Annotated in this window: 25 protein-coding genes; 7 read left to right on the forward strand and 18 right to left on the reverse strand. The window is 67.0% G+C overall.

The features are described 5' to 3' along the window. Positions 1–294: 294 nt before the first annotated feature. The 4 genes from msrQ to ACSSV8_RS16885 all read right to left on the reverse strand — a co-directional run bounded on the left by msrQ (position 295) and on the right by ACSSV8_RS16885 (position 3,709). Entirely contained in the window at positions 295–903 is a 609-nt protein-coding gene (msrQ, locus tag ACSSV8_RS16870) for a protein-methionine-sulfoxide reductase heme-binding subunit MsrQ (RefSeq protein WP_354540376.1), read from the reverse strand. Next, the gene (locus ACSSV8_RS16875; RefSeq protein ID WP_454283238.1) at positions 900–1,121 is read right to left on the reverse strand and encodes a GDCCVxC domain-containing (seleno)protein; all 222 of its coding nucleotides are present in this window, start codon (positions 1,119–1,121) and stop codon (positions 900–902) included. Before ACSSV8_RS16875 ends, msrQ begins: the two co-directional genes overlap by 4 nt. 139 nt (positions 1,122–1,260) lie before the next feature. Next, entirely contained in the window at positions 1,261–2,157 is an 897-nt protein-coding gene (gene msrP, locus ACSSV8_RS16880; protein ID WP_454283239.1) for a protein-methionine-sulfoxide reductase catalytic subunit MsrP, read from the reverse strand. Between the two features lie 55 nt (positions 2,158–2,212). Next, the gene (locus tag ACSSV8_RS16885) at positions 2,213–3,709 is read right to left on the reverse strand and encodes an FMN-binding glutamate synthase family protein (RefSeq protein ID WP_454283240.1); all 1,497 of its coding nucleotides are present in this window, start codon (positions 3,707–3,709) and stop codon (positions 2,213–2,215) included. Between the two features lie 368 nt (positions 3,710–4,077). Here ACSSV8_RS16885 and ACSSV8_RS16890 point away from each other — a divergent pair, with 368 nt between their 5' ends. Then, positions 4,078–4,563: a fasciclin domain-containing protein gene (locus ACSSV8_RS16890; RefSeq protein ID WP_454283241.1), complete on the forward strand. Its 486-nt coding sequence runs from the start codon at positions 4,078–4,080 to the stop codon at positions 4,561–4,563. Positions 4,564–4,604: 41 nt separating this feature from the next. On the opposite strand, the gene ACSSV8_RS16895 is transcribed toward ACSSV8_RS16890, so the two are convergent. The 6 genes from ACSSV8_RS16895 to ACSSV8_RS16920 form a co-directional block, all read right to left on the reverse strand. Next, positions 4,605–5,789 carry an amino acid aminotransferase gene (locus tag ACSSV8_RS16895; protein ID WP_354540381.1) on the reverse strand — a complete coding sequence of 395 codons (1,185 nt, stop codon included), beginning with the start codon at positions 5,787–5,789 and terminating at the stop codon, positions 4,605–4,607. Continuing rightward, positions 5,789–6,643, reverse strand: coding sequence for a 3-mercaptopyruvate sulfurtransferase (sseA, locus tag ACSSV8_RS16900; protein ID WP_454283242.1), 855 nt, complete (start codon positions 6,641–6,643; stop codon positions 5,789–5,791). The genes ACSSV8_RS16895 and sseA overlap by 1 nt, the downstream gene beginning before the upstream one ends. Positions 6,644–6,841: 198 nt before the next feature. Next, positions 6,842–8,407, reverse strand: a complete 1,566-nt coding sequence (locus ACSSV8_RS16905; protein WP_454283243.1) for an ABC transporter transmembrane domain-containing protein — start codon at positions 8,405–8,407, stop codon at positions 6,842–6,844. Further along, on the reverse strand, positions 8,407–9,453 hold the full coding sequence (locus ACSSV8_RS16910) for a hypothetical protein (protein ID WP_454283244.1): 1,047 nt from the start codon (positions 9,451–9,453) through the stop codon (positions 8,407–8,409). Before ACSSV8_RS16910 ends, ACSSV8_RS16905 begins: the two co-directional genes overlap by 1 nt. Positions 9,454–9,493: 40 nt before the next feature. Continuing rightward, positions 9,494–10,315: an alpha/beta fold hydrolase gene (locus tag ACSSV8_RS16915; RefSeq protein ID WP_454283245.1), complete on the reverse strand. Its 822-nt coding sequence runs from the start codon at positions 10,313–10,315 to the stop codon at positions 9,494–9,496. Between the two features lie 102 nt (positions 10,316–10,417). After that, the gene (locus tag ACSSV8_RS16920) at positions 10,418–11,905 is read right to left on the reverse strand and encodes a S8 family serine peptidase (protein WP_454283246.1); all 1,488 of its coding nucleotides are present in this window, start codon (positions 11,903–11,905) and stop codon (positions 10,418–10,420) included. 106 nt (positions 11,906–12,011) lie between these two features. Between ACSSV8_RS16920 and ACSSV8_RS16925 the strand changes: the two genes are divergently transcribed. Next, a complete protein-coding gene (locus tag ACSSV8_RS16925; protein ID WP_454283247.1) occupies positions 12,012–12,518 on the forward strand; it encodes an RNA polymerase sigma factor in 507 nt (168 codons plus the stop codon). Between the two features lie 27 nt (positions 12,519–12,545). Next, entirely contained in the window at positions 12,546–13,253 is a 708-nt protein-coding gene (locus ACSSV8_RS16930; protein ID WP_354540388.1) for an anti-sigma factor family protein, read from the forward strand. Between the two features lie 48 nt (positions 13,254–13,301). Here ACSSV8_RS16930 and adh read toward each other — a convergent pair whose 3' ends face one another. Together adh and ACSSV8_RS16940 are read right to left on the reverse strand one after the other, a co-directional pair. Then, on the reverse strand, positions 13,302–14,822 hold the full coding sequence (gene adh, locus ACSSV8_RS16935; RefSeq protein WP_454283248.1) for an aldehyde dehydrogenase: 1,521 nt from the start codon (positions 14,820–14,822) through the stop codon (positions 13,302–13,304). Between the two features lie 107 nt (positions 14,823–14,929). Next, positions 14,930–15,811: a GAF domain-containing protein gene (locus tag ACSSV8_RS16940; RefSeq protein WP_354540413.1), complete on the reverse strand. Its 882-nt coding sequence runs from the start codon at positions 15,809–15,811 to the stop codon at positions 14,930–14,932. 451 nt (positions 15,812–16,262) lie between these two features. Here ACSSV8_RS16940 and ACSSV8_RS16945 point away from each other — a divergent pair, with 451 nt between their 5' ends. Continuing rightward, positions 16,263–17,207, forward strand: coding sequence for an acetamidase/formamidase family protein (locus ACSSV8_RS16945; protein ID WP_454283249.1), 945 nt, complete (start codon positions 16,263–16,265; stop codon positions 17,205–17,207). 447 nt (positions 17,208–17,654) lie between these two features. Here the strand turns inward: ACSSV8_RS16945 and modC are convergent, their stop codons facing one another. The 6 genes from modC to ACSSV8_RS16975 all read right to left on the reverse strand — a co-directional run bounded on the left by modC (position 17,655) and on the right by ACSSV8_RS16975 (position 22,852). Continuing rightward, positions 17,655–18,767 carry a molybdenum ABC transporter ATP-binding protein gene (gene modC / locus ACSSV8_RS16950; protein ID WP_354540391.1) on the reverse strand — a complete coding sequence of 371 codons (1,113 nt, stop codon included), beginning with the start codon at positions 18,765–18,767 and terminating at the stop codon, positions 17,655–17,657. Continuing rightward, the gene (gene modB / locus ACSSV8_RS16955) at positions 18,767–19,435 is read right to left on the reverse strand and encodes a molybdate ABC transporter permease subunit (RefSeq protein ID WP_454283250.1); all 669 of its coding nucleotides are present in this window, start codon (positions 19,433–19,435) and stop codon (positions 18,767–18,769) included. Before modB ends, modC begins: the two co-directional genes overlap by 1 nt. 3 nt (positions 19,436–19,438) lie before the next feature. Continuing rightward, a complete protein-coding gene (gene modA, locus ACSSV8_RS16960; protein WP_354540393.1) occupies positions 19,439–20,230 on the reverse strand; it encodes a molybdate ABC transporter substrate-binding protein in 792 nt (263 codons plus the stop codon). Between the two features lie 64 nt (positions 20,231–20,294). Then, positions 20,295–20,666 (reverse strand): winged helix-turn-helix domain-containing protein, encoded by a 372-nt coding sequence (locus tag ACSSV8_RS16965; protein WP_354540394.1) that lies wholly within the window; start codon positions 20,664–20,666, stop codon positions 20,295–20,297. 123 nt (positions 20,667–20,789) lie between these two features. Beyond that, the gene (locus ACSSV8_RS16970; protein ID WP_454283251.1) at positions 20,790–21,488 is read right to left on the reverse strand and encodes a GntR family transcriptional regulator; all 699 of its coding nucleotides are present in this window, start codon (positions 21,486–21,488) and stop codon (positions 20,790–20,792) included. A 2-nt stretch (positions 21,489–21,490) separates the two neighbouring features. Further along, positions 21,491–22,852, reverse strand: coding sequence for a formimidoylglutamate deiminase (locus ACSSV8_RS16975; protein WP_454283252.1), 1,362 nt, complete (start codon positions 22,850–22,852; stop codon positions 21,491–21,493). 98 nt (positions 22,853–22,950) lie between these two features. On the opposite strand from ACSSV8_RS16975, the gene hutI reads away from it, so the two are divergent. Genes hutI through hutG form a run of 3 tightly spaced genes read left to right on the forward strand, consistent with a single transcriptional unit; the run spans position 22,951 to position 26,461 of the window. Next, complete coding sequence (gene hutI, locus ACSSV8_RS16980; protein WP_454283253.1) at positions 22,951–24,150, forward strand: imidazolonepropionase; 1,200 nt, start codon at positions 22,951–22,953, stop codon at positions 24,148–24,150. Then, complete coding sequence (hutH, locus tag ACSSV8_RS16985; protein ID WP_454283254.1) at positions 24,147–25,673, forward strand: histidine ammonia-lyase; 1,527 nt, start codon at positions 24,147–24,149, stop codon at positions 25,671–25,673. The genes hutI and hutH overlap by 4 nt, the downstream gene beginning before the upstream one ends. Then, positions 25,670–26,461 (forward strand): N-formylglutamate deformylase, encoded by a 792-nt coding sequence (gene hutG / locus ACSSV8_RS16990; protein WP_454283255.1) that lies wholly within the window; start codon positions 25,670–25,672, stop codon positions 26,459–26,461. Before hutH ends, hutG begins: the two co-directional genes overlap by 4 nt. Position 26,462 lies beyond the last annotated feature (1 nt).

Here is a 26,462-nt window from a genome sequence, read left to right on the forward strand (position 1 = left end):
AGCACATCCGCGCCTCAATCCCCAGAACCACCAAACACCGCCTCAGCGCCGCTGGTGAAGGCGTATTTACGAGCAGCACCAAAGAGTCGCAAGAGGTTTTTTTCGCATTCGTCATTTTTTCTTCATGTAGGCGGATTTTCACAGAAAATTAACGGGTTAGGGTAACAATATCATTGCCGGAGACGCGGGAGACGCAAGTTTCTTGCGGCCTGATCGCCGACGCTGAAACCATATCATGTGTTATCCACAGACTTACCCGCAAGTGAGCCGCCCATGCCCCTGACAAGACCCGACTCAAGCGCTGCGCTGGCGACGCGCGAAGCGCCATCGCAGCGTCAGAAGCCCCAGAATCACCGCCAGGTAGACCAGCGGCTCGATCTGAAAGCCCTTGGAGAGCCAGATGAAATGAATAGCCCCCAACACCGCCACCGCATACGTGAGCCGGTGCAACACCCGCCAACGCTGCCCCAGCCAGCGCACCGACCGGTTGTTGGAGGTAGCCGCCAGCGGAATCATCAGGGCAAATGCCGTCATGCCCACCGTCACGTAGGGGCGCTTGACGATATCGGCCCAGATGCGGCCCGCGTCCTGCACATCGAGAAACAGCCACACCGCGAGATGCAGGCAGACATAGGAAAACGCCAGAAGGCCGATGGCGCGGCGAAACCGAAGGAGGTTCACGCCCAGGTATCGGCGCAGCGGCGTCAGACACAGCCCGATGATCAGCAGTTGCAGCGCGATTTCACCAAGTTCGCGCTCCAGCGCCTTGATCGGCTCTGCCCCAAGCCGGCCGGTCGCGCCCAGATACACAAGCCAAGGCGCGGCCCAGCCATACCCAAGCCAGATGGCCCAGACCGGCACCCGCCGCGCCAGCGCGTTGATCCGGTCAACCAGTCCGGTCATGCACAACAAGTATCGTTGCGTTGAACAGGCGGGCACGGCACGTCGCGGTAGGAACAATAAACGCAGCAATCCCCGTCCTTCGGTCGCAAGACCGCGTGGCACGTCATGCACTCAAGGAAAAACTGACAAGCGTCGGTCGGCATGATCATGGTTTGGGCATGCCCACAGTCGGGACAGGTCAGCGTCGATGTCAGCACGATCTTTTTGTCTTCACCCATAGGCCCACTCCCGAAGTCACGGTGACAGCGCCAAGATCGGGAGGCGCGCGCTGTCGTTATAAAGGTCCTCAACAAGGACAGCGCAGCGCCTCAATCGCCGACCCAAGACCCCCTGTCGGGATCATCCGTCGCGCCCCCATCAAAAGTTCCTTTTCAGGTCCATGCCCGCATAGAGCCCCGCCACCTCGTCGCCATAGCCGTTGAACATCAGCGTCGGCTCGCGGCCCGCAAAGAGGCCGCCGCCGATGCGCCGCTCGGTGGCCTGGCTCCAGCGGGGATGGTCCACCTCGGGGTTCACGTTGGAATAAAACCCGTATTCGCGCGGATTGGCCTTGTTCCAGCTTGTCGGCGGCTGCTTGTCGGTCAGCGTGATCCGCACCACCGACTTGATCGACTTGAACCCGTATTTCCATGGCACCACAAGCCGCAGTGGCGCGCCGTTCTGGTTGGGAATGTCGCGGCCGTAAATGCCCGTGGCCATGATCGTCAGCGGGTGCAGCGCCTCATCGAGGCGCAGCCCCTCGATATAGGGCCAATCAAGCACCGGGTAGCGGACACCGGGCATCTCGTCGGGCCGCAACACCGTCTCGAAGGCCACATGCGTCGCCCCCGCCTGCACCCCCGCCATGCTGAGCAGGTCGGCCAGTTCGAACCCGTTCCACGGCACCACCATCGACCATGCCTCGACACAACGGAACCGGTAAATCCGTTCCTCGATGGTCATCTGCGCCATGATATCCGCGAAATCGTAATCGCCGGGCCGGTCTACAAGACCGTCGATACGCACCGTCCAGGGCGCGGTTGTCAGCATCCGCGCGTTGCGGGCCGGATCGCCCTTGTCGGTGCCAAACTCGTAATAGTTGTTGTAGGTGGTGATATCGTCCCAGGCGTTCGGCTCCAGCGCTTCCGCGCGTGCGCGGCCCGCCCCCACAAGGCCAAGCCCCGTCAGCCCGCCCAAAACCGCTCGGCGGTTCAGCCAGAGCGCCTCGGGCGTCACATCCGCCGCCCGCAACCTGTTTGTCCAACGATGGGCCATGACATCCTCCTGTTTGCAGAGAAGATAGCGCGTCCCCCGCCCCGCGCCAGCCCCGTCAACTCGCCGCTTCGGGCGGCTGATAGCTGGGCCGGATCTTGTTGAACGGGATCGAGGTGCCGTCTGCCTGCACCATCCGCACATGCCGCCGCCGCATCAGCCGCGGCTCGGCCACGCCGACCGAATGGGCGATCATCTCGACCTCCTTGATCACCGATTTGGCGTAATGCGCGACCTTCATGTATTTGTCCTCGACCACCAGCCCGCGTTGCAGATAGGGGTCATGCGTGGTGATCCCGGTCGGGCAGGTGTTCTTGTTGCATTTCAGCGCCTGGATACAGCCCAGCGCGAACATGAAACCACGCGCCGAGGTGACGAAATCAGCGCCCGCGCAGATCGCCCAGGCCACATCGCCGGGATTGATCAGCTTGCCGGCCGCGATCATGCGGATCCGCTCCTTGAGGCCGTATCGGTCACGCAGATCGACCATGCGCGGCAGCGCGTCGCGCAATGGCATCCCCACCAGATCCATGAGCGGCATGGGCGCGGCCCCCGTGCCCCCCTCGCCGCCGTCGATGGCGATGAAATCGGGCGCGCAGTCTGCCCCGCGCACGATGATCCGCTCGAAGAACGGCTCCCACGCCTCGGACGATCCGATCACGGTCTTGAACCCTACGGGCCGCCCCGTCACCTCGCGGATATGGCAGATCATGTCTATGAGGTCGTCGAAATCGTCCACCTCAGCGTGACGGTTGGGAGAAATGCTGTCCTGCCCTTCGGGGATCCCGCGGATGCGCGCCACCTCGGCGTCGACCTTGGCGCCGGGGAGGATGCCGCCCTTGCCGGGCTTGGCGCCTTGCGCCAGCTTGATCTCGAACATCTTGACGCAGGGATGATCCGACACCTCGCGCAGCTTCTCGTCCGACAGATGCCCCTCGGCGTCGCGCACGCCGTATTTGGCCGTGCCGATCTGATAGACGATGTCGCAATTGCCCGTGAGGTGATAGGGGCTGAGGCCCCCCTCGCCGGTATTGAGCCAGATCCCTGCCTGCGCCGCCCCCCGGCTCAGCGCCTCGACGGCGGGGCGCGAAATCGCGCCATAACTCATGCCGGAGATATTGAAGATCGACTTCGCCTTGTAGGGGATTGCCGCCCCCGGCCCGATCTCCATCGGGGCGGTCACCGCGAACTGATCGTCGAGCGGCGGAAACACCGCCGGCACGAAGATGGGGGTTCCGGGCACATTGAGATTGCGCGTCGAGCCAAAGGCGATGGTGTTGCCCTTGCCGCGCGTCGCGTGCCTGACCCAGTCGCGTTGCGCGCGGTTGAACGGCATCTCTTCGCGGTCCATGGCAAAGAAATACTGGCGAAAGAACTCGCCCAGCTTGGTAAAGAGGTTCCGAAACCGCCCGATCACCGGATAGTTGCGCCGGATCGCGTCGCCCGGCTGTGTGCGGTCGATGACATAGAATACCAGCACCGCGAGCACCGCCACCCCAAGCAGAAACACGAACAAGAGCGCCAGAACCTCGAGGATCTGCGTGACGTAACCCATAAGAACTCTCCGAAATATCGCCTCGGTCCCGGCCCCTCGCGCGGGATCTCTGGCCGGACCCTGCGCTATTCACCGCCACCCGGCAAGACACGAATCCGCCAGCTTTGGTGCCGCTCGGGCGATCCGCCCGTTTGCCCCTGTCGCGCCGCGCAACACGATTGAAACGCCTTTGAAACAAGGGCGGAAAGCCGCCTGATCACAAAATCGTGATTGGATGTTACCGAACCGTGTGGCTTAGCGACCCGTTCCGTTTCGTCAAGCGGCCTCGGCGGAAATCCCCCGTGAACCACCCTGCCCCGGCCCGCGTAACCCTCCCGACGATGCCACGAACGGTATCGTGAAAACGGTTAACCAAAGGAGACAATTCCATGCTTCGCAGAACTTGCCTCGCTCTTACCGCCGCTGTTCTGATGACCGGCCCCGCGCTTGCCGACGGGCACGGCTACAAGAAGGACATCGTCGACATCGCCGCCGGCAATGACAGCTTCTCGACACTCGTCGCCGCCGTCACCGCCGCGGGCCTTGTCGACACACTCAAGGGCGACGGCCCCTTCACCGTCTTCGCCCCCACCAACGAGGCTTTCTCCGCCCTGCCCGAAGGCACGGTCGAGAACCTGCTCAAGCCCGAGAACAAGGACCAGCTCACCGCCGTGCTCACCTATCACGTGGTGCCGGGCAAGGTCATGTCGGGCGACCTGTCGGACGGCATGACCGCCGCGACCGTCCAGGGCGGCGAGGTCACCATCGGCACGACCGGCGGCGTCACCGTGGATGGTGCCAACGTGGTGCAGGCCGATATCGAGGCCAGCAACGGCGTGATCCACGTCATCGACGCGGTGATCCTGCCCAAGTAAGCCAGTTGAGCGGGGCGGCTTTCGGGCCGCCCCCTTGCTACTCAGACCCCGACCTCGACCATCGCTTTCGCCAGCACCGGCACGGTCGACGCATTGAGCCCGGCGATGTTGATACGGCTGTCCCCGATCATGTAGATGCCATGCTCCGCGCGCAACCGCTCCACCTGCTCGGGGCTTGCGCCGAGGCGCGAGAACATGCCGCGATGCTGTGCGATGAACCCGAACCGGTCCGAGCCCGAGAGACGCTGCAACTCCCCCGCCAACTGCTCGCGCAGCTTGAGCATCCCAAGCCGCACCTCCTCCAGTTCCGCCTGCCAGTCGGCGCGAAGCGCGTCATCGGTCAGCACCATGCTGACCAGCCGCGCGCCGTGGTCGGGCGGAAAGGAATAGTTCTGCCGGTTGAGATAGGCCAGATTGCCCTGCGTGACCTTGTGCAGGCCCTTGTCCTGCGCGACCGCCATCAGGATGCCGGTGCGCTCGCGGTAGATGCCGAAATTCTTGGAACAGCTTGCGGCAATGAGCACCTCGGGGCAATTGGCCGCCACGAACCGCACCGCCGCTGCGTCCTCTTCCAGCCCGTCGCCAAAGCCCTGATAGGCGATGTCGATCATCGGCAGAGCACCGCGCGCGTTGAGATGATCCACCACCGCCCGCCATTCGGTCAGGTTGAGATTGGCCCCCGTGGGATTGTGACAGCAGCCGTGCAGCAGCACCACATCGCCCGCGCGCACCGCCTCCAGATCGGCCATCATGCCCGCGAAATCGACGGCACAGGTGGCGCTGTCGAAATAGCGATACATCACCACCTCGATTCCCATATGCGCAAGAATGCTCAGATGGTTGGGCCATGTCGGGTCCGACACGAACACCCGCGCCCCCGGATTGACCATGCGGACAAGATCGAACGCCTGCCGCACCGCGCCGGTGCCGCCCGGCGTGGCAATGGCCGCGACTTGGTCGCGCGTCACCGCATCGCCCAGAACCAGCCCGATCATCGCGTCAAGAAAGGCCGGATCACCCGCCAGCGCGGTATAGGCCTTGGTGCTCTCGGTCTCCCAAAGCTGTTTCTCGGCGGCCTTTACGGCCCGCATGATCGGCGTCACGCCCTCCGGCGTCTTGTAGACCCCCACGCCAAGGTCGATCTTGGTCTCGCGCGGATCCTCGCGATAGGCTTGGCCGAGCGCGATGATCTTGTCGGCGGGTTTTTCCTTCAGGTGCTCGAACATCATGCCTCTCCCGTTGCGACGGGCAGAGTGGCAAAGGCCCCCCATTCCGCCCATGATCCGTCATAGAGCGCGTGATCGGTCTTGCCGATCCGTTCCAGCGCCAGATTGATGACCGCCGCCGTCAGCCCCGAGCCGCAGGTGGTGATCGCCGGTTTGCCCAGATCGACCCCCGCCGCCGCAAAGGCCGCGCGCAGCCCCGCCGCATCCTTCATGGTCTTGTCCGGGTTGAGCAGGGTCGTGAAGGGCACGCTTTTGGACCCCGGAATATGACCCGAGCGCAAGCCGGGGCGCGGCTCGGGTTCCTCGCCGCGAAAGCGCCCGGCCGAGCGTGCGTCGATGATCTCGTGATCGCCGAGCTTGGCCGCCGCCGAGACCTGCGTGACGTCGCGCACCATGTTGTTCTGCCGTCGCACGGTCATGTGCCGGTCGCGCACGATGGGCGGCATATCCTCGATCTCGCGCCCCTCGGCCTGCCATTTCGGCAGGCCTCCGTCCAGCACGGCCACGTTCTCCTGCCCCATCAACCGGAACAGCCACCAGACCCGTGCCGCCGAGAAAAGGCCGTGGCTGTCATAAACCACCACCTGATGCCCGTCGCCCACGCCCATGGCGCGCAGCTTGGACATGAATTTCTCGACCGGCGGCACCATGTGCGGCAACGCCGAGCGCGCATCGCTGATATCCTCGATGTCGAAAAAACGCGCGCCGGGAATATGCGCCGCCTCATACTCGGCGCGCGCATCGCGGCCCGTGCCGGGCAGAAAGGTCGTGCCATCGAGAACCCGCAGATCGGGGTCCTTCAAATGGGCGGCCAGCCAGCCGGTGGAGACAAGCGTCTTGGGATCGTCGGACATCGGAACCCCCGGAAAATGAACCTCTCACTGCCTACAATCGGCGCGACAAAAGGGCAAGTCCGCGCTGCGCCCGGGGATCTTGCACGTTCTCATGGTTTCTGGCGGGGGCACCGGCCTTGATCCGGAGACTGTGACCAGCAGGCACGAATTCCTGACCTGCCGAGGGCGCGTATCGACCTGACACCGGCGGAACGATCCTCATGCGGCAAGCGGCCCGGCCGTGTCCGCATGCGCCAATACAGGGTGGCGCAGGATCGTTGCCCCGATCCTGTCAAGATGCGCGGAAAAAGCGTCCCTGGCTTTGGGATCGAGTTGCCAGAACCCGTCATCCACCAACACAAGGAGCGGCTGGCCGAGCAGGACCCGCGCGAGCGAGAGCGCGCTACGGTCCGCCGCCGTCAGGGTGCGCCCGCCCTCGGACAGGGCACCGTCAAGGCCGCCGATCCGGTCCATCACGGCGCGTAGCCCGGCAGCGCGCGCGGCTTTCCTCAGCTTGACATCCGACGGGCGGCGAAGCAGGCCGAGGGCAAGATTGCGCCGCAAAGAGCCCGTGAGCACCAAGGGCGTGCTGGTCAGGCGCTGGACCCCGCGCCGGAGGCTGCCGCGCGACAGGTCGGTGAGGCAGATGCCCGACAGGACAACATGGCCGGGCGGCACCTTTTCCAGGCCGCACAAGGCCAGGAACAGGGTATCGGCATCGGCTGGATCACAGGTCAGGTCCGTTGTCTGGCCTGCCGGGATGTCGAGCGACAGAAGCGCCCCGGAGGGTGTCTCAAGGTCGCGCACCGCAACATGAGCGGCCCCTTTCGGCAGGCGGGTTTCACCCGAACCAATGCCACGCTGATCGCGTGACAGGGCTGCGATGCCTTTCTTTCGGGCGGCGAGATAGGCCGCGCGGAAATTCCAGACGCCCGCAAGATCGCGCAGCGGGGTCAGCACAAGGCCGATCGCGGCAAGCGCGCCGGCGAGGGCACCGGTGCTGACACCGGTCTTTGCGCCGGTGACGATGACGGCGCAGGCGGCCAGCCCCGCCACCGCATCGGGCAGCGCCTTGAGCGATTCCGCCCATGTCAGGCGGTGCAGGGCTGCGCGAATCATCCGCTCGCTCTGCTTGCGCAGTTGGCGCAATTCGGCGGGGCGGCGGCCCAGGCGGTCAAGCTCGGGGGCGAGCGGCATCCGTTCGGCCATTTCGGCGGCGATGCGCGCGCGGCGGGCCCGCAGGCGGCGGTGCAGTGGCTCCAGCCGTGGCCCGGCCACGGCCAGCACCGCCAATGTGGCCGCAAACAGCGGCGCGATGACGAGCGCAAAGCGCGGCTCGAGCAGCCAGAGCACGGCGCAGGCGGCGGGGATCATCACCATGGCCGCGATCAGCCGGGGCAGCCCCATGCCCAGCCAGTTGCGAAAGGCGGTCATGTCGCCGACAAAGCGCAGGCTCATGTAGCCGCTGCGTCGCTTGGCGACGGCACTTGCGGCCATGCCCGAGGCGTGATCGAGCAGCGCCAGACGAATGGCGAGGGCATAGTCCTGTCCGAGCCGTTCGCCCAGCAGCCGCGACAGAACCCGCGCCACGGCGATGACGAGGCCGGAGGCGATCAGCGCCGCGAGCAGGTCGGGCGGCAGGGCTGTGCCCGCATGCATCGCCTCGAACAATCCGCGTGTGGCGAAGGCCGCCGCCCCGGCGGCCACCCCCTGCACCAGCGTCACGAGGCTGACCGTCACCAGACCCCGCCAGCGGCCATTCTCCATAAGGCGCGGCATGGGCATCATGCGGCCTCCCGACGGCCCAGGCCTGCGCGCAGGGCAAGGCCGGTGGCCTCGGCGGGATCGGCCAGGTCCTCTTTGGTCAGCACCGAGAGGCCGGTGGCCGCCTGCGCCTCGTTCGAGGCCATGGGAGAGCAACTGACAAGGCCGGTCAGGGCATCGGGCACGAGCCCCAGCCGCGCCAGATGCGCCACGCCGCCCATGGCCGCCACCGCATCGCCGCAGGCAAACACCAGCCCCGAGATCAGCCGTGCAAACCACGGATCGGCAATCAATCCCGCGGTTTCGCGTTGCAAAAGGCCGTCGGCCACCTCCATCACCACGATGTCACAACCATGATGCCCGGCTTCGGCGATCAGGGTCTCGGTGGCGGATTTGATCCGGTCCAGTGGCTCCAGGTAGGTGGTGACCATGCCCGCATCGGTGAAATCGCCCACGTAATGCGCGCCGCTGTCGCTGTATTCGTTGACATCGCCAAAGGCCCCGGTCCCCGTCGCCTTGATCGCCCCCACGCGAAAGCCGGCGCGCCGCAAACCAAGCACAAGCTGCGCGGTGGCAAGCGTCTTGCCGGAATTCATCGAGGTGCCAAGCACGCCGATCACCGGCGGGAGCGGCGCGGCGGGGCGGGGGCTGAGCGCGAATTGCGCGAGGTTGACCGCGCGCCCGTCACCCCCCAGCAAGCGGGCGGACGGCACCAGACGCGTCGCCGGTTTGATCCGGCTGTTGCGCGCGACCATGCGGCCGATGCATCCGCCCCCGGCCAGGAGGTCGGCACTCTCGGCGTCGATCTCGGCCAGCCCTTCGAACTGATCGGGGGCGTAGCGCGCGCCGCAGGCCATCACCACCGCGTCCCCCGGAAAGATCAGCGAGGGCCGCCCCGAGGGCAGTTGCACGCGGCGGTGCTGCCCCAGACGATCGACATGGGCAAGGATCAGGTCGCCGGGTTTGGCGGCGGCGAAATCGGTATCCGTGCCCGCCACGCAAGCGCGGTCCACACGGCGGGTGGCAAAGGTCCATTTGGCATGGGCAAGCGTATCGGCGAGGGTCATGTCGTCTCTCCTGTGGGTTGAAATATTGGCAAAGGGGGGATCAGATCAGGGCTGCGCGGGCGTCCAGCACGCGCGCGGCAAGGTGATTGTCGGTGATCGCGCGCACCACGTCGTGATCGCAGCCGGTCATCTCGATCAGGCGGGCGCGCGGGCTCAGGTCTGCGGCCTCTGCGGCAGCGTTGAGGGCGGTCACATAGGTGCGGGCCCGCGCGTAACGGTGCATGCCTTGCCGCGCGTCGAGCGCGCTCGTCTTGCGCAGGGCGTCGTCGCGGGTCACATCTTCGGTGCCGACATAGACGCAGACCGGGATATCCAGGAACGCGCGCAGCGCGACGGCGTGGCGGCGCGCCCAGTTGGCGGTAACGGCATCCGTGCCGGCGGCAAGGCCGTAGGGATAGCGCATCGTCTCATTGGGCAGACAATACCAGCCCGCCGCCGCCAGATGGAGCGCGGCAACGCGGTGCGGATAGAGCATCGCCAGACGGTGCGCGAGTTGCGCGCCACCGGAATGGCCGAAAATATCCACCGGCCCCGCGATATCCGGATACGCCGCCGCCACCAGATCAAGCAGGGCCAGCAAGGCCAGATCGGGGCGCGCCTTCTTGCTCGGACGCTGGAAATCGGGCCAGGTTTCAGTCGGGAAATGCGGCACGATCAGGGTGCGCCCGGTGCGCTCGGCCTCGGGGGCAAAGAGCCGCGCCAACGTGCCCGCGTTGCGCGAAATACCGTGCAGCACCACCAGCGGCGGCGCGTCCGACAGGCAGGCGGGCCGGATGATACCGGCACTGAGCCGCCCGGCGCTGCTGCACACGGTGACCCGGCGCAAGGCGGTGGGGGTCGTCTCGATCAGGGTGTCTTTCATCGTTCCTCTCCCGGTCAGTGATCCGTTGTCATGCAAACGCCGCGCGCCGGGGGTTATTCCCGGCGCGCGGCGTTTTTTTCGGATCGCAGAAAAGCGGCGGTTTTATTCCGTCACGGCAGAGGCGGCGGAGGGCACGATCACCGCCTGCCCGGGGCAGGTGCCGCCGAGGTCGAGAACACCTTGCCCGAATGTCTCGTCAGGGCCGTCCGGCCCAAGGTCACGCGCCGAGGCGGTCAGCCGCGCGCGAATGTCGGCAGGCGTCAGCATCGGGTCGTGTTGCAGCCAGAGCGCCACCGCCGCCGTGACATAGGGCGCGGCAAAGGACGTGCCGGTCTGCCACCTCGCGCCTTTGACCGAAGCGGCGGTCCAGACCTCGACGCCGGGGGCCGCGATTTCGACATGCGGGCCGCGAATGGCGCGGCGATAGATGGTGCCGCCACGATCGACCGCCGTTACCGCGATCACGTTGTCATAAGCCGCCGGATAGGCCGGCTCTGCCCGGGGGCCGTCATTGCCCGCCGCCGCGATCACCGGGATTCCGCGTTGCCCGGTCAGTTGCAACAGCGTGTCCTCGAGGACTGAATTGGGCGGCCCCGCAAGGCTGAGGTTGATCACCTGCGCGCCGCGCTCCGAGAGGTGATCGAGCGCGCGCACCAACGTGAAGGCATCGGCGCGCTCGTCGCCTGACACCTTGTGGAACGCGTCCACCGCCACCAGCGGCAGACCGGGCAGAAGACCGGGCACGCGGCTTTCGGGATCGCCCACAAGGATGGAGGCAACCGCCGTGCCGTGAATGGCAGCGGAGGCCAGGTAATCCTCGGGGGTGATGCGCGTGAGGTCGATATCGGCCCCGGAGAGCACCTCGTGATCCGTGTTGAGCCCGGTATCGACCATGCCGATCGTCACCGGCGCACCGCATCCCTCGGGGCCAATTGACGACGGCCAGTTGATCATCCCGCGCGCCGCGCAATGCAGACCCTCACAGGCAGGCGGGCCATCGGGCTGTGCGGTCTCTGCCGTGCTGCCCTGTCCCGCGCGGTAGTAATGATTGAAATCGGCGGTTTCTGCACCGGGCAGCGCGCGAATGGCGTCCCGCGCCTCCTCGAGCGAGGTGCCTTCGGGCACCCGGAGACGATGCGCCGTGGTGGCAAGGCTGAAAAGATCCACCTGCTCCAGCACGACATAGCCCTGATCCACGAGCGCCGTCTCCTGCTCCTCGGTCAGACCACGGGCAATCACTTCGGCCGGGGCGCGGTCGGGTCTCGGCGCGGCCTGCCGTCGCGGACTGGCACGGCGCGGCGGCTCGGGCGGCCCGCGAAAGATGCGCCGTATTTCGCGAATGAGCTCTCGAGGGCTGACACCCTCGCCTGACCGCGCGCTGCCGCCACGTTCTCCGCCGCGACTGCCGCTGCTGCTGCTTCCGCCGTCATCACTGCTGTCGCCGTCATCACCGCTGTCGCTGTCCCCCCCCTCGCCGCCATCATCGGCCCAGGCCACCGTCGCAACCGGACTGTGCGGCATGACCGAAAGCACACCAAGCGCAACCAGCCACAGGATGCAAACCAGGACTCGAAGTCCAATCACGCGCATCGCGGAAATCTCCTTTTGCCTCTGACGCAAGTCATGCCATCTATCGCAAAACGAGGTAAGCCGGGATTTATTCCCGGCGATGGTATCAAACAGGTCAGCGTGCTTCATGCAGGATACTTTTGTCGAGGGCATCGTGGCGCTCCTGCCGAACCTCAAGCGGTTTGCTCTGTCGCTCTGCCGCAAGCCCGATATTGCCGAGGACCTCGTTCAGATCACCGCCGAGCGCGCCTTTCGCGCGCGGCACCAGTTCGACCCTGCGACACGGTTGGAGGCGTGGTTGTTCCGCATTCTGCGTAACGCCTGGATCGACATGCTGCGCCGTGACAGGACGCGGGGCGAGACGGTGGATATCCACGACACCCCGCAGCCCGATCCGGTAGACAGCGCCGCGCAGACCGATGACCGGCTGATGCTGCAATCGGTGCGGACGGCGATGGAAACCCTGCCCGAAGATCAGCGCGCGGTGCTGCATCTGGTCTGCGTCGAGGGCCTCAGCTATGCCGAGACGTCCCAGACCCTGGGCATACCGCAAGGCACCGTCATGAGCCGGTTGAGCCGGGCGCGGCGCGCACTTGGCGAAAAAGTGGGAATAAATGGCCGGGCGGGCCGTTGACGCCGTGCAACGCAAAGGATTGCGCCGATGGATATTGACGATGACACACTGATGGCGCTCGCCGATGGCGAGATCGACGGCGACGAGGCCGCGCGCCTGCACGCCGCGATCAAGTCGGACCCGGCGCTGGCGGACCGCTATGCGCTCTACGCGCAGACGGCGGACTTGGCGAGACAGGCCTCGCTGGCAGATCCCGAGGCGGCGGTTTCGCCCGATCTCGAGGCGCGCATCCGGGCGCTGGCCGCAACCACGCCGCCCGCGGCCGGAAACGTGGTGCCGCTGCGCCGCGCCGCGCCGCGTTGGCAGCCGATGGCGCTGGCCGCCTCGCTTGCGCTGGTGGTCGGTCTCTCGGCGGGGATGTTTCTTGCCCCCGGCGCACCGGAAACCGGTGCGCCGCTGTTGAGCGCCGCCGTGCAGGAGCGGTTGAACACACTGCCCTCGGGGGCCGGGATCACATTGGCGGACGGGCGGCGCATGAACGTGGTTGCGTCCTTCACCGATGGCGCGGGCGCGTTCTGCCGTGAATACGAGACGGCGGCAGTGGGCGGGCAAGGTCATGTCGGCATCGCCTGCCGGGACGGGGCCGATTGGTCCCTGCGCTTTGCGGTCGCAACGGCATCGCAGGCGACCGGCTATGCGCCTGCCTCGTCGCTCGACGCGCTCGACGCGTTCTATGCCGGGGCCGGAGCGTCAGAGCCGCTCTCGGAAGAGGCGGAACGTGCGTTCCTGAAATGACTGGCCGCCGGGTGCCCCCGGCGACCGATACCCGTTTCAGGTATACCCTCAGAAAAAGCCGAGCTTGTTGGGGTTGTAGCTGACCAGCATGTTCTTGGTCTGCTGATAGTGGTCGAGCATCATCTTGTGGTTCTCGCGCCCGACGCCCGACTGCTTGTAGCCGCCAAAGGCTGCATGTGCCGGATACGCGTGATAGTTGTTGACCCAGACGCGTCCCGCCTCGATGGCGCGACCGAACCGGTAGGCGCGGCTGCCGTCGCGCGTCCAGACCCCGGCACCCAGGCCATACATCGTGTCATTGGCGATGGCCAATGCCTCGGCCTCGTCCCTGAAGGTGGTGACGCTGACGACGGGGCCAAAGATTTCCTCCTGAAAGACCCGCATCTTGTTGTGGCCTTTCAGGATCGTGGGCTGCACGTAATAGCCCCCCGCCAGTTCGCCGTCGAACCGCGCGGCATCCCCGCCGACCAGAACCTCGGCCCCCTCTTCGACACCGATGGTCAGATAGGACAGGATCTTGTCCTGTTGCTCGCGGCTGGCCTGTGCGCCGACCATGGTTTCGGGGTCACGCGGATCGCCCTGCTTGATCGCCTTCACCCGCGCGATGCAGCGGGCGATGAATTCTTCGTAGATATCCTCCTGGATGAGCGCGCGGCTGGGGCAGGTGCAGACCTCGCCCTGATTGAAGGCGAAAAGCACGAAGCCCTCGACCGCCTTGTCGAGAAAGGCATCATCCTGCGCCATCACGTCGGAAAAGAAGATATTGGGCGATTTGCCCCCCAGTTCCAGCGTCACGGGAATGAGGTTCTCGGTCGCGGCCTGCATGATCTTGCGCCCGGTCTCGGTCGAACCGGTAAAGGCGATCTTGGCAATGCGCGGGCTGCGCGCCAGCGGCGCACCCACCTCGGCGCCCATGCCGTTGACGATGTTGAGCACGCCGGCAGGCAGCAGATCGGCGATCAACTCGGCCAGCACCATGATCGCGGCGGGGGTCTGTTCCGCCGGTTTGAGCACGATGCAATTGCCCGCCGCCAGCGCCGGCGCAAGCTTCCACGCCGCCATCAGGATCGAGAAATTCCACGGGATGATCTGCCCCACGACGCCCAGCGGCTCGTGGAAATGATAGGCGACCGTGTCATGGTCGATCTCGGACATGGTGCCTTCCTGCCCGCGCAGCACGCCCGCGAAATAGCGGAAGTGATCGACCGCCAGCGGAATATCGGCGGCCATCGTCTCGCGGATGGGCTTGCCGTTGTCCCATGTCTCGGCCAGCGCGATAAGCGCCAGATTCGCCTCGATCACATCGGCGATTTTCAACAGGATGTTCGACCGCTCAGCGGCGGATGTCCGGCCCCAGCCCTCCTTCGCGGCATGGGCGGCATCAAGCGCCAGTTCCACATCCGCCGCGTCCGACCGCGCCACCTCGCAGACCACCGCGCCGGTGATGGGCGTGATGTTGTCGAAATAGCGCCCGTTCACGGGGGGCACGAACGCGCCGCCGATGAAATTGTCGTAACGGGTCCTGAACGGCGCGCGCTGATTGCCCGCCACCTGTGTCATCTCGTTCATTGGGTATCCTCCGGTTGTCCCCGGTCCTCCGCCGGGAATGGGGATACCCTGCGCCATGCCACGCCCCCCGTCAGCCCATGCAAGGGCGACGGGCAGGGCGACCTGTCTCAGTCCTGAGACAGATTGCCGGTGCTTTCGTTGAGACCCAGCCGTTTCATGCGCCGATAGAGCGTCGCGCGCCCGATCCCGAGCGCGCGCGCGGCCCCGGACACATTGCCATCCGCGCGCGCCAGCGCCCGAATCACCGCCGCGCGCTCGGCCTTCTCGAAGCCGCGCGGCCCGTCCTCTCTGCCGAAAATGTCGCTTGCGGGCACCGGGCGGATCGCCGCCGCCTGCCCCAGCCCGAACGCCTTGCGCGCCGCGCGCGTCGCCCCCACGACGATATCGTCACCGTCGACGGCCAAGAGCATCGCCGCCTCGCTGTCGTCGTGGTCGGCATAGAGGATGCGGGCGCGCGGATAGGCGGCACGGAAATTGTCGGCCTCGATCTGCCGCGCGGTCTGCGCCACCATCGCGCCAATGAGCCGGTTGAACGCCTCGGTCTGGTCCGAGCGCGCGGAGGAGACATCGAGCGCCGCGATGATCCGCCCGTCGGCCCCGTAGATCGGCGCATCCATGCAGCTCATCGCTGTGTTGCGCGCGAGGAAGTGCTCGTCGCGGTGGATGATGACGCGGCGGTCCTCGGCGATGCAGGTGCCGATCCCGTTGGTGCCCTCGGCGGCCTCGGACCAGTCGGCCCCCTGCCACAACCCCCAATCCTGAAAAATGGCGGCGTCGCCCTGCGCGCAGCGCTGATCGAGCACCACGCCCTCGGCATCGGTCAAGAGCACGGCGCAGCCCGAATGTCCCAGCAGACCGAAAAGCTGATCGAGCTTCGGCGCCGCCACTTGAAGGAACTGCTCCAGCCCCGCCTGACGCTGCCGCAACTCGGCCTCACCCACCCGCTCGGGCGCACGCCGCTCGGCCGGGTCCAGCCCGTGCTGCACCATCGAGCGCCGCCACGATGCCACAACCCGCGACCGTGCCGGGGCAGAGACGGATTGGGACTGTTCCAGAACCCGGTCCACATGGCGGCTCTTGTCGGTGATGGCGCATACCCCACGTTCGGCTATCCGGCGAGGATACCCCACAAGGCCTGCTCGTGCAAATCACGTGCGGCCTGACCGGGATGGAGGCGGACACATCGCGGCGCGCCCGGGTTTCGGCCGAACGACGCAGACAGCCGGTGGGCTTCATGCCGCGCCTTGGTTTCAGCCTGCACCTCGTCATCGGTCCACCCTCGCGCGCTCTTGCTCCGGATCACGCACCCGTCTATCGCCTGTGTGGTGGGCAACCGGTTCTCTCTGATGATCTTCGACAGGGTGGATCGCGGCGGGCCGCCCCAACGCCTCCCATATGATCAACAGGGACTGACAGATATCACGCGCAAGGATCAGGAACATGCATGTAACCGCCGGACCCGAAACCTGCCACTGGGGCTATTTCGACGCGTCTCTGCCCCCCGTTGCCACGATCGCCAGCGGTGACGAGATCACGATCGACACGGTCTCTGGCGGGCCGACTGCGCTGCCCGGCGCGGGATTTCACGTTCCGCCGGAACTTCTGGCCATCCACGCCGGCGGTGTTCCCGCCATGCCCGGCCATATCCTGAGCGGACCGGTCGCGGTCGAGGGCGCGCGGCCCGGTGACGTGTTGCAGATCGACGTTCTGGATGTCGCGCTTCGGCAGGACTGGGGCTATACGTTCATCCGTCCGCTGGCCGGGACGCTGCCGAAGGATTTCCCCGAAACGCATCGGATGATCACCAAGATCGATGCCAGGGCCAACACCGCCCTGTTGCCCTGGGGCCTGACACTGCCGCTGACCCCCTTCTTTGGCGTCATGGCGGTGGCACCGCCGCGCGCATGGGGGCGCATTTCCACCATCGAGCCGCGCGCGCATGGCGGGAACCTTGACAACAAGGAGCTGGTCGCGGGCAGCACGCTCTTTCTGCCGGTGCTGGTGGAGGGCGCGCTGTTTTCCTGCGGCGACGGCCACGGCGCGCAGGGCGATGGCGAGGTCTGCGTCACCGCGATCGAAACCGCCCTGCAGGGCAGGTTCCGCCTGACGGTCCGGCGCGATCTGGATATGGACTACCCCGAGGCAGAAACCCCCACTCACCTGATCACCATGGGCATGCATCCCGACCTCGACACCTGCGTCGAGATTGCCCTGCGCCGGATGATTGCGCGGGTCAGCGCCCGCGCGGGCATTACCCGGGCCGAGGCTTACATGCTCTGCTCCCTGGCGGGTGATCTGCGGATCACCCAAACGGTCAACCGCGAAAAGGGCGTGCATATGATGATGCGCAAGGCACTGGTGCAACCGTCGCGCCAGAGCGGCTGAGGCCCTTCTGCCTCCCGCGCGGTGCGACCGCGCCGTCCCGACAGCGCTGACGGCATCCGGCACTGGAAGCGGCAGATGAAAACAGGCACGCGTCACGACGTCGGCAACGGCCCCATGACCCTGGCGTTCGACACCTGACAGAACGTGCCTGATACCGACGGGGAACGTTCATGGCCTTGAGCGAACAGTCAAGGTGCAGTCCCCTTGCGCGGAATCAAGGCGCGGAACGCGCCGCCGCGCATCGCCCGACCGCCCGTCGCACCAAAGGTGCGCCAGTTTTAAGCGGCACGCCTCCGGCGTGACGGGCGGGCGCTTTTGCAACGCTCAACCCACCATGATCGTTCAAGTATTCGGCACCATAAAGTGATGCCCACAACCCGATCCGACCGCCCGCCAGTCCGACAGCGGCCCCGATCCCGAGAGAAAGCGCAGGGCGTGCCCGGCGTGTCACTGTGCGGCCCGCTGTGCTGACCTGTCATCATTGCGGGCGCGGGCAACGTGATCGCGGGCGACGGACATGGATTTGAGGATGGCATGAACCGTGTCGCCGGGGTGCAGGCCCAACTGCTCTGCGGCACGGCGGGTGATGCGGGCGAGGATCTCGTGATCGCCTACCGCGATATGGACCATCACGCCCGGCCCGCCACCGGGCACGATCCGCACCACTGTCCCGGCGATGATGTTCTGCGCCGACAGCCCTTCGGGGCGGGCCCGCGACAGGATCACCTCATGCGCCATGATCCGCACGCACACGCGGGTTCCCGGCGCGCCCTCGACCGTCGGCAAAAACAGCGGCCCGGTCGGCGCATCGAGCCGGGTCAGACCGTCGGGCAGGTGCTCGGCCACGGTGGCGGGGAGCATGGCGGCCACCTCGCGGATGCCCATGGCGCGCAAGGCGTCCGGGTCGGCCATCACCTGCGCCGTGGTGCCGGTCCGCACGACCTGACCCGCCGAAATCACCACCATCCGGTCGGCGAGCAACTGCGCCTCGTTCACGTCATGGGTCACAAGGACCACGGGCATTTTGAGATGGGCGCGGAGCGCGATGATCTCGCTATACAGTTTCTCGCGCGTGACGCGGTCCACCGCCGAGAACGGCTCGTCCAGAAGCAGGGCCTGCGGGCGGCGGGCGAGCGCACGGGCCACGGCCACCCGTTGTTGCTGGCCGCCCGACAGTTGCGCCGGCGTGCGGTCCGACAGGCCGTGCAGATTGACCAGATCAAGAAGCCGTTCCGCCTCGCCCGCCTCGGGCGCGTCCATGGCGGCCATCACGTTCCGGGCGGCGGTCATGTGCGGGAAAAGTGCATAGTTCTGGAACACGATGCCCACCCGGCGGCGATGGCTGGGCAGGTTCACCCGCGTTGCCGTGTCGAGCCAGGCCGTCCCGTCCACGGTCACGCGCGCCACCTCCGGTCGCCACAGCCCCGCGATGGTTCGCAGCAGCGTTGTCTTGCCCGATCCCGAATGGCCGACCAGCGCCAGCAACTCGCCCGGTTCCACCCGGAAGGCCACGTCGAGCGGGATGGGCGCGGCCGCCCGCGCCATGACCTCCAGCGCCATCAGCCGAGCCTCCGCCCGACACGGGACGACAGCCAGAATGTCACCGCGATGGTGAAGAGCGAGATCGCCACCAGCACCCCCGACATGATCGCGGCCCCCCGGTCGTCAAAGCCCTGCACCCGGTCATAGATGGAAATGGCAATGGTCCTGGTCTCGCCGGGGATCGAGCCGCCCACCATCAGCACGATGCCGAATTCGCCCAACGTATGCGCAAAGGTCAGAACCATCGCCGTCATCAGCCCCGGCCAGGCGAGCGGCAACTCAACCTTCCACAGGCTGCGCGCAGGCGACATCCCGCAACAGCTTGCCGCCTCGCGCACCTCGACCGGGATCGCCTCGAACCCGCGCTGCGCGGGCTGAATGGCAAAGGGCAGGTTGAAGATGATGGAGGCCACAACCAATCCCTCGAAACTGAACACCAATTGATGACCGAAGAGGTCCTGCCACAGATCGCCCACCACCGAGCCACGCCCGAAGGCCACCAGCAGGTAGAAGCCGAACACCGTGGGCGGCAGCACCAGGGGCAGCATCACCAGCGCCTCGACCAGCCCCTTGGCGCGGAACTGGCGATAGGCGAGGACCCGGCCCATCACGATGGAGACCGGCAACAGGATGGCCACCGTCCATCCCGCCAGCCGCAGCGACAGCCAGAGCGCCGTCCAGTCCATGCGCTATTCGCCCTTGGGCAGAACGAAGCCGTAACGCTCCATGATCGCGCGCGCCGCCGGTTCCTTCATATAGGCATAGAAGGCCTCGGCCACGGGGCCTGCATCCTTCAGCAGCGCCATGCGCTGACGCAAGGGTTCATGCCAGTCCGCCGGGATCAGCGCGTAGGTGCCTTTCGGCGAGACCTCGGGCGCGAGAGCCAGAGAATAGGCGATGATGCCGCCCTCGGCATTGCCCGAAAGTGCGAATTGTGCGGCTTGGCTGACATTCTCGCCCAGCACGATCACCGGTTGCAGATCGTCCCAGATGCCTTTGGTGATCAGCGCCTCGCGCGCTCGCATCCCGTAGGGCGCGTGATCGGGGTTGGCGATGGCAAAGCGGGTGATCTGCCCCGCCGCCAGCATCCCGGCCAGATTATCCAACTCGGCATCCGGCGTCAGGGTCGATCCGTGCGGCACCATGATGACGACCCGGCCAATGGCATAGAGGTCGCCCTCGTCGCGGGTCAGCCCTTCGGCATGCAGGTCGGCGATGAATTTCTCGTCCGCCGCCATGAAGATCTGGAACGGCGCGCCTTCACGGATCTGGCGGGCGAAGTTCCCCGTTGAGCCCATCGAAAGCCGCACCTTCATGCCGGTGTCGGCGGCGAAAGCCTCGGCAATCTCGGCGACCGCGAATTGCAGGTCAGAGGCGGCGGCAATCACAGGCGCATCGTCCTGTGCCAGCGCAGGGCCCATCGCAAGGCCAATGGCCGCCACAGCGGCAAGGACTGACCGGCGGTTGAAGACCAGCGGCATGGGCAGCACTCCTGGGATATGTTTCTCGAAACATATCGTCAAAAACGACCTGACCAGTCAACCGTTATTTTTCCTTGGGAATATCCCTGAGAAGCGCCTGCATGGCCCTGAGCCGCCCGGCACCGGCGTCTGCGGCCTCGGCTTCGAAGCCGCGATAGTGGTTCAGGACGATGCGCCCCGCCTCGGTCAGCACCGCGCCCCCGCCGCCAGGACCGCCCCGCGTGCTTTCCACCACCGGGTCGCGGAACATCGCATTCAGCGTGCCGACCAGCTCCCATGCCCGCTTGTAGCTCATTCCCATCTCGCGCCCCGCTGCGGCGATGGACCCGCAGCGGTCGATGCGTTCCAGCAGCTCGGCCTTGCCGGGGCCGATCATCTCGTGGTCGCCAAAGACGATCCTGATCCGAAGACGGGGGCGATTGGGTTCGTTTTCCATGGCAAGACAATCGCCTTGCGGCACGCGATTTGCAAGCAGGCCCCCAGAGGGGCTGCGGCCCGACGGCGCGCCCGATCTTCGGTTCAGGGGGCTACGGGAATTCCGATCGGAGTTGCCGCCATCTCATAGATCGGTGGTAAGCCGGTGACCCGGCGGGTAGGCAAGGCGCACCCAGGTGATCGGCAGAGCCGCTTTCCAGGTGGTGCGCTCCAGCGTGAAGAGCGCCGCACCGGGCGCGCAGCCAAGCGCCTCAGCCGTCTCCGGGTCTGCTGCCATCGCGGAGAGCGCGAGCGCGCCGCGCGTGTAGGGCACATTTTGCACCAGCCAGGCATTGGCACTCTGCTGCGTGAGGTCGAGCGCGGCAAAATCCGGCACGGTTTCGGTGTCCACCCAGCGATCCTCATGCGCGTAGGGCGCGCCGTCGGCAAGGTGCAGCGCCACGACATGCAAGAGCCTGCGGTCAGGCGGCAGGTGCAACAGGCTCCGCACGGCGAGCGGCGGCGTGCCCTCTTCGCGCAGGATCAGCGCATGATCATAATGCGCGCCGCGCGCCTCGACCTCCTCGCGGATGACGGGGATGCGCAGCGTCGCGCGGCGCACCGGGTTGAGCGCCACGCACGTGCCCGCCTTGCGCCGCCGTTCCAGATAGCCCGCCTCGGCCAGATGGCGCAGCGCACGGTTCACCGTGGTGCGCGCACAGCCCATCTCGCCCGCCAGATCGACCTCGTTGGGAATCAGGTCGCCCGGTGCCCAGTCCCGGCGGCGGATACGGGCAAGCACCTCGTCGGCCACCGCCCGCCAGGATGTGAGCGCCTGAGCCATGCTCAGAGCGCATCGCGCAGGCGGCGCAGCGTGGCGGCATAGCCCGCGCGGATCGCACCCTGCGCATGATGGCGCCCCGCACGCACAAGGTGGCGGCCCGCCGCCCACACATCCCTTACCATCCGGTCATCGCCCGCGAAAATCCAACTGTCGAGCAAGGTGTCGCCGCTGCGGCCCGCAAGGTCAACCGCCGCGCCGTCAAGCGCCGATAGATCGGCCCAGAGACCCGGCGCAATCGCCCCGGCCGCGCGCCCCGCCGCCTGCGCCCCACCCCGACACGCCGCGTCATAGAGAACCCGCCCGGTCGAGGCCTCGGGTCGCGCCAGTGCCGCGCGCGTCCGGTCCCGAAGCCGCTGCGAGTAATCCAGCGTGCGCAACTCCTCCGACAGCGCGATGCGGATATTGCTGTCCGAGCCGATCCCGAACCGCCCGCCCGCCTCGCACCAGCGCACCCCGTCGAAAATTCCATCGCCCAGCGAGCTTTCGGTGATCGGGCACAGCCCTGCCACCGCCCCGGTCGCGGCAAGCGCGCGGGTCTCCTGGGGCTGCATCTGCGTGCAATGAATGAGGCACCAGCGCGGATCGACCTGCGCATTGGCCAGAAGCCACTCCACCGGGCGCGCGCCCCATGCCGCCTGCACCTCCTCGACCTCGGCCACCTGTTCGGCAAGGTGCATGTGAATGGGTCCGGCACCCAGCGCCGTCACCGCGCGCAACCCCTCGGGGCTGACCGCGCGCAGGCTGTGGGGGGCAACGCCAAGGGCCGTGTCGACAGGCAGATGCGCAATCGCCGCGCCCGCCGCCTCATGCAACCGCGCAAATCCGTCCGGATCGGTGCCGAATCGCGCCTGTCCGGGGCCAAGCGCGCGGCGATCGCAGCCGCCGAACTGATAATGCACCGGCAGAAGCGTCAGGCCGATGCCGGTGGTCGCCGCCGCCGCCGCGATGCGCGCCGACATCTCGGCCAGATCGGCATAGGGCACCCCGCCCGGCGCGTGGTGCAGATAGTGAAACTCCACGTTGCAGGCATAGCCGGCCTCCAGCATCTCCATCTGCACGAAGGCGGCGATGGCCTCCACGTCCTCGGGCGTCAACCGGTCGAGAAACCGGAACATGAGCTGCCGCCATGTCCAGAAGGTATCACGCGGATCGGGGCCGCGCCGCTCAGTGAGCCCCGCCATGGCGCGCTGAAAGGCGTGGCTGTGCAGGTTGGCGGGCGCGGGCAGCAGGATCGCGTGACGCTCGCCCTCGGGGGACGCGTCGCGCGCGACCCCGGCTATGCGCCCGTCGTCGTCGATTTCGACCCGCACGCCGCGCGCCCATCCATCCGGCAACAGCGCCTGATCCGCCCAGAGAACCGTCATGCCTTGCCCCGCTCATTACCGGTTGACAGAGATATTATGTGCATACATATTACAGATAACAAGAGAGTTGACAAGCCCGAGTCGTGCATGAGGGACGAATGGCCATCGAAGTTCTGAACAACGCCCGCATCGCCACGCTCGACAGCCCCGGTTACGGGTTGATCGAGGCGGGCGCGCTCGTGCATGACCACGCCCGCATCCTCTGGGTCGGCCCCGAACAGGACCTGCCCGCCGAGCACGCCCTTGCCTCCCGCCTCGATATGGGCGGGCGGCTCGTCACGCCTGCACTCATCGACTGCCACACCCATATCGTCTTTGCCGGTGACCGCGCGCAGGAGTTCGAAATGCGCCTCCAGGGCGCAAGCTATGAAGACATCGCCCATGCGGGCGGCGGGATCCTGTCGACCGTCGCCGCCACCCGCGCCGCCACCGAGGAGACGCTGATCGCGCAGGCCCTGCCCCGGCTCGACGCGCTCCTTGCCGAAGGGATGACCACGGTCGAGGTGAAATCGGGCTACGGACTTGAGCGGGAAACCGAACTTCGGATGCTGCGCGCCGCGCGCCGCCTTGCGCAAGTGCGCCCGGTCCGCGTGCGCACCACATACCTTGCCGCCCATGCCTGCCCGCCCGACTACAAGGGGCGCGCAGATGCCTATATCGACGAGGTCTGCCTGCCCACCCTGCGCGCCGCCCATGCCGAAGGTCTGGTCGACGCGGTGGACGGGTTCTGCGAGGGGATCGCCTTCGATGTCGCGCAGATCGCCCGCGTTTTCGACCTCGCGCGCACCCTCGGCCTGCCGGTCAAACTCCATGCCGAGCAGTTGAGCCACCAAGGCGGCACCGCGCTCGCCGCGCGCTATGGTGCGCTCTCGGCCGATCACGTCGAATACGCCACCGCAGAGGATGCCGCGCTGATGGCCGCCTCAGGCACGGTGGCGGTGCTTTTGCCCGGTGCCTTCTATACGTTGCGCGAAACGCAACTGCCGCCTGTCGCGGCGTTCCGCGCGCATCATGTCCCCATGGCGCTGGCCACCGATTGCAACCCCGGCACCTCGCCGGTGACCTCGCTGCTTCTGACCATGAACATGGGCTGCACGCTGTTCGGCCTGACGCCGGAAGAGGCGCTGCGCGGGGTCACCACCCATGCCGCCCGCGCCCTTGGCCTTGACGATTTCGGGCGCATCGCGCCGGGGCTGCGCGCCGATCTGGTGGTCTGGAACGTCACCAATCCGGCGGAACTGGCCTGGCGCATCGGCTTCAATCCCCTTCACGCCCGCATTTTCGGAGGTTCCGAATGACCCTGACGCTGACCCCCGGCGCGACCACGCTCGCGCAGCTTGAAACGCTCTGGCGCGAGGGGATGCCTGCCCGGCTCGACCCCGGCGCGCGCGGCGCGGTCGAGGCGTCTGCCGCGCTCATCGCCGAGGCCGCGCGCGGCACCGAGGCCGTCTATGGCGTCAATACCGGCTTCGGCAAGCTCGCCTCGGTCAAGATCGCGCCCGAGGATACCGAGGCGCTGCAACGCAACCTGATCCTGTCGCATTGCTGCGGCGTGGGCGAGGCGCTCGATCCCGCCGCCACGCGGCTGATGATGGCGCTCAAACTGCTCAGCCTCGGGCGCGGGGCTTCGGGCGTGCGGTGGGAGATCGTCGCGCTGATCGAGGATATGCTGGCGGCGGGCGTGGTGCCCGTGGTGCCGTGCCAGGGCTCGGTCGGGGCCTCGGGCGATCTGGCCCCGCTGGCGCATATGGCCGCCGTGATGATCGGCGCGGGCGAGGCGGTGGTGGCGGGCGCGCGCCTGCCCGGTGCCGAGGCGCTGGCGCGCGCGGGCCTCGCGCCCGTGGTGCTCGGCCCCAAGGAGGGGCTCGCGCTCATCAACGGCACGCAGTTTTCCACCGCGCTGGCGCTCACCGGCCTTTTCGACGGATGGCGCTGCGCGCTCGCGTCGATGGTTACGGCGTCCCTGTCCACCGACGCGATCATGGGTTCCACCGCGCCCTTGCAGCCCGAAATCCACGACTTGCGCGGCCATGCCGGTCAGATCGAGGTGGCCCGCGAGATGCGCGCGCTGATGGAGGGATCGGTGATCCGCGAGAGCCACCGCGACGATGACGCCCGCGTGCAGGACCCCTATTGCATCCGCTGCCAGCCACAGGTGGCGGGCGCCGCACTGGACCTGCTGCGGCAGGCGGGGCGCACGCTGGAAATCGAGGCCAATGCGGTGACGGACAATCCGCTTGTCCTCGGGCCGGGGCGGATCGTCTCGGGCGGCAATTTCCATGCCGAACCGGTGGCCTTCGCCGCCGACATCATCGCGCTGGCGCTGGCCGAGATCGGGGCGATTGCGCAACGGCGCGTGGCGCTGATGGTCGACCCGACGCTGAACCATGACCTGCCCCCCTTCCTCACCCCCGCGCCGGGGCTCAATTCCGGGCTGATGATCGCCGAAGTAACCACCGCCGCGCTGATGAGCGAGAACAAGCATCTGGCCAATCCCTGTTCCACCGATTCGACGCCCACCTCCGCCAATCAGGAGGATCATGTCAGCATGGCCGCCCATGGCGCGCGGCGGCTGGGGCCGATGGTGCGCAACCTTTCGGTCATCCTCGGGGTCGAGGCGATTTGCGCCGCACAGGGCATCGAGTTTCGCGCGCCGCTGACAACCTCGCCGCGCCTGCAAGCGGCGATTGCCGCGTTGCGCGCAGAGGTGGCGGCACTCGGGCCTGACCGCTACCTCGCCCCCGATCTGGACCGCGCCGCAGGCATGATCCGCTCCGGCGCGCTCATTGCGGCGGCAGGGGTAGAGGGCGTGCACCCATGACCCCGGTGATGGTGAGCCAAGGCGACAGCCCCGTCGTGCTCGGCCTGCCGCATGTCGGCACCGATGTGCCGGCCGAGATTGCCGCCCGGCTCAATGCGCGCGGGCGGATGCTGGCCGATACCGACTGGCATGTGGACCGGCTCTATGACGGCCTGCTGCCGGGGGCCACGACCGTGCGCGCCACCTTCCACCGCTACGTGATCGACGCCAACCGCCCGCCCGAAGGATCAAGCCTCTATCCCGGCCTGAACACCACCGGCCTTGTGCCGCTGACCGATTTCGACGGGGAGCCGATCTGGGATACGCCGCCCGACGCGGCAGAGATCGAGGCGCGGCGGGTTGCGTATCACGCGCCCTATCACGCCGCGCTTGCGGCGGAACTGGAGCGGGTGCGCGCAAGGCACGGCGTGGCGATCCTATATGACTGCCACTCGATCCGCTCGCGCATCCCGTTCCTCTTCGAGGGCACCTTGCCCGATTTCAACATCGGCACGGCGGAGGGCACGAGTTGCGACGCGCGCATCGCGGCGGCGGTCGAGGCCGCCTGCCTCGCCTCCGGCCGCCCCACCGTGCGCGATGGCCGCTTCAAGGGCGGCTGGTGCACCCGCCACTATGGCCGCCCCGCCGACAATATCCACGCGATCCAGATGGAACTGGCGCAATCCACCCATCTGGCCAGCGAATCCCCGCCCTTCGCCTATGACCCGGACCGCGCCGCCACGCTGCGCCCCGTCCTGGCCGAGATCCTGCACAAACTGGCCGCGCTGGCCCCCGACCTGAGAGGCTGAC

Source organism: Roseovarius sp. MBR-79 (assembly GCF_053628555.1).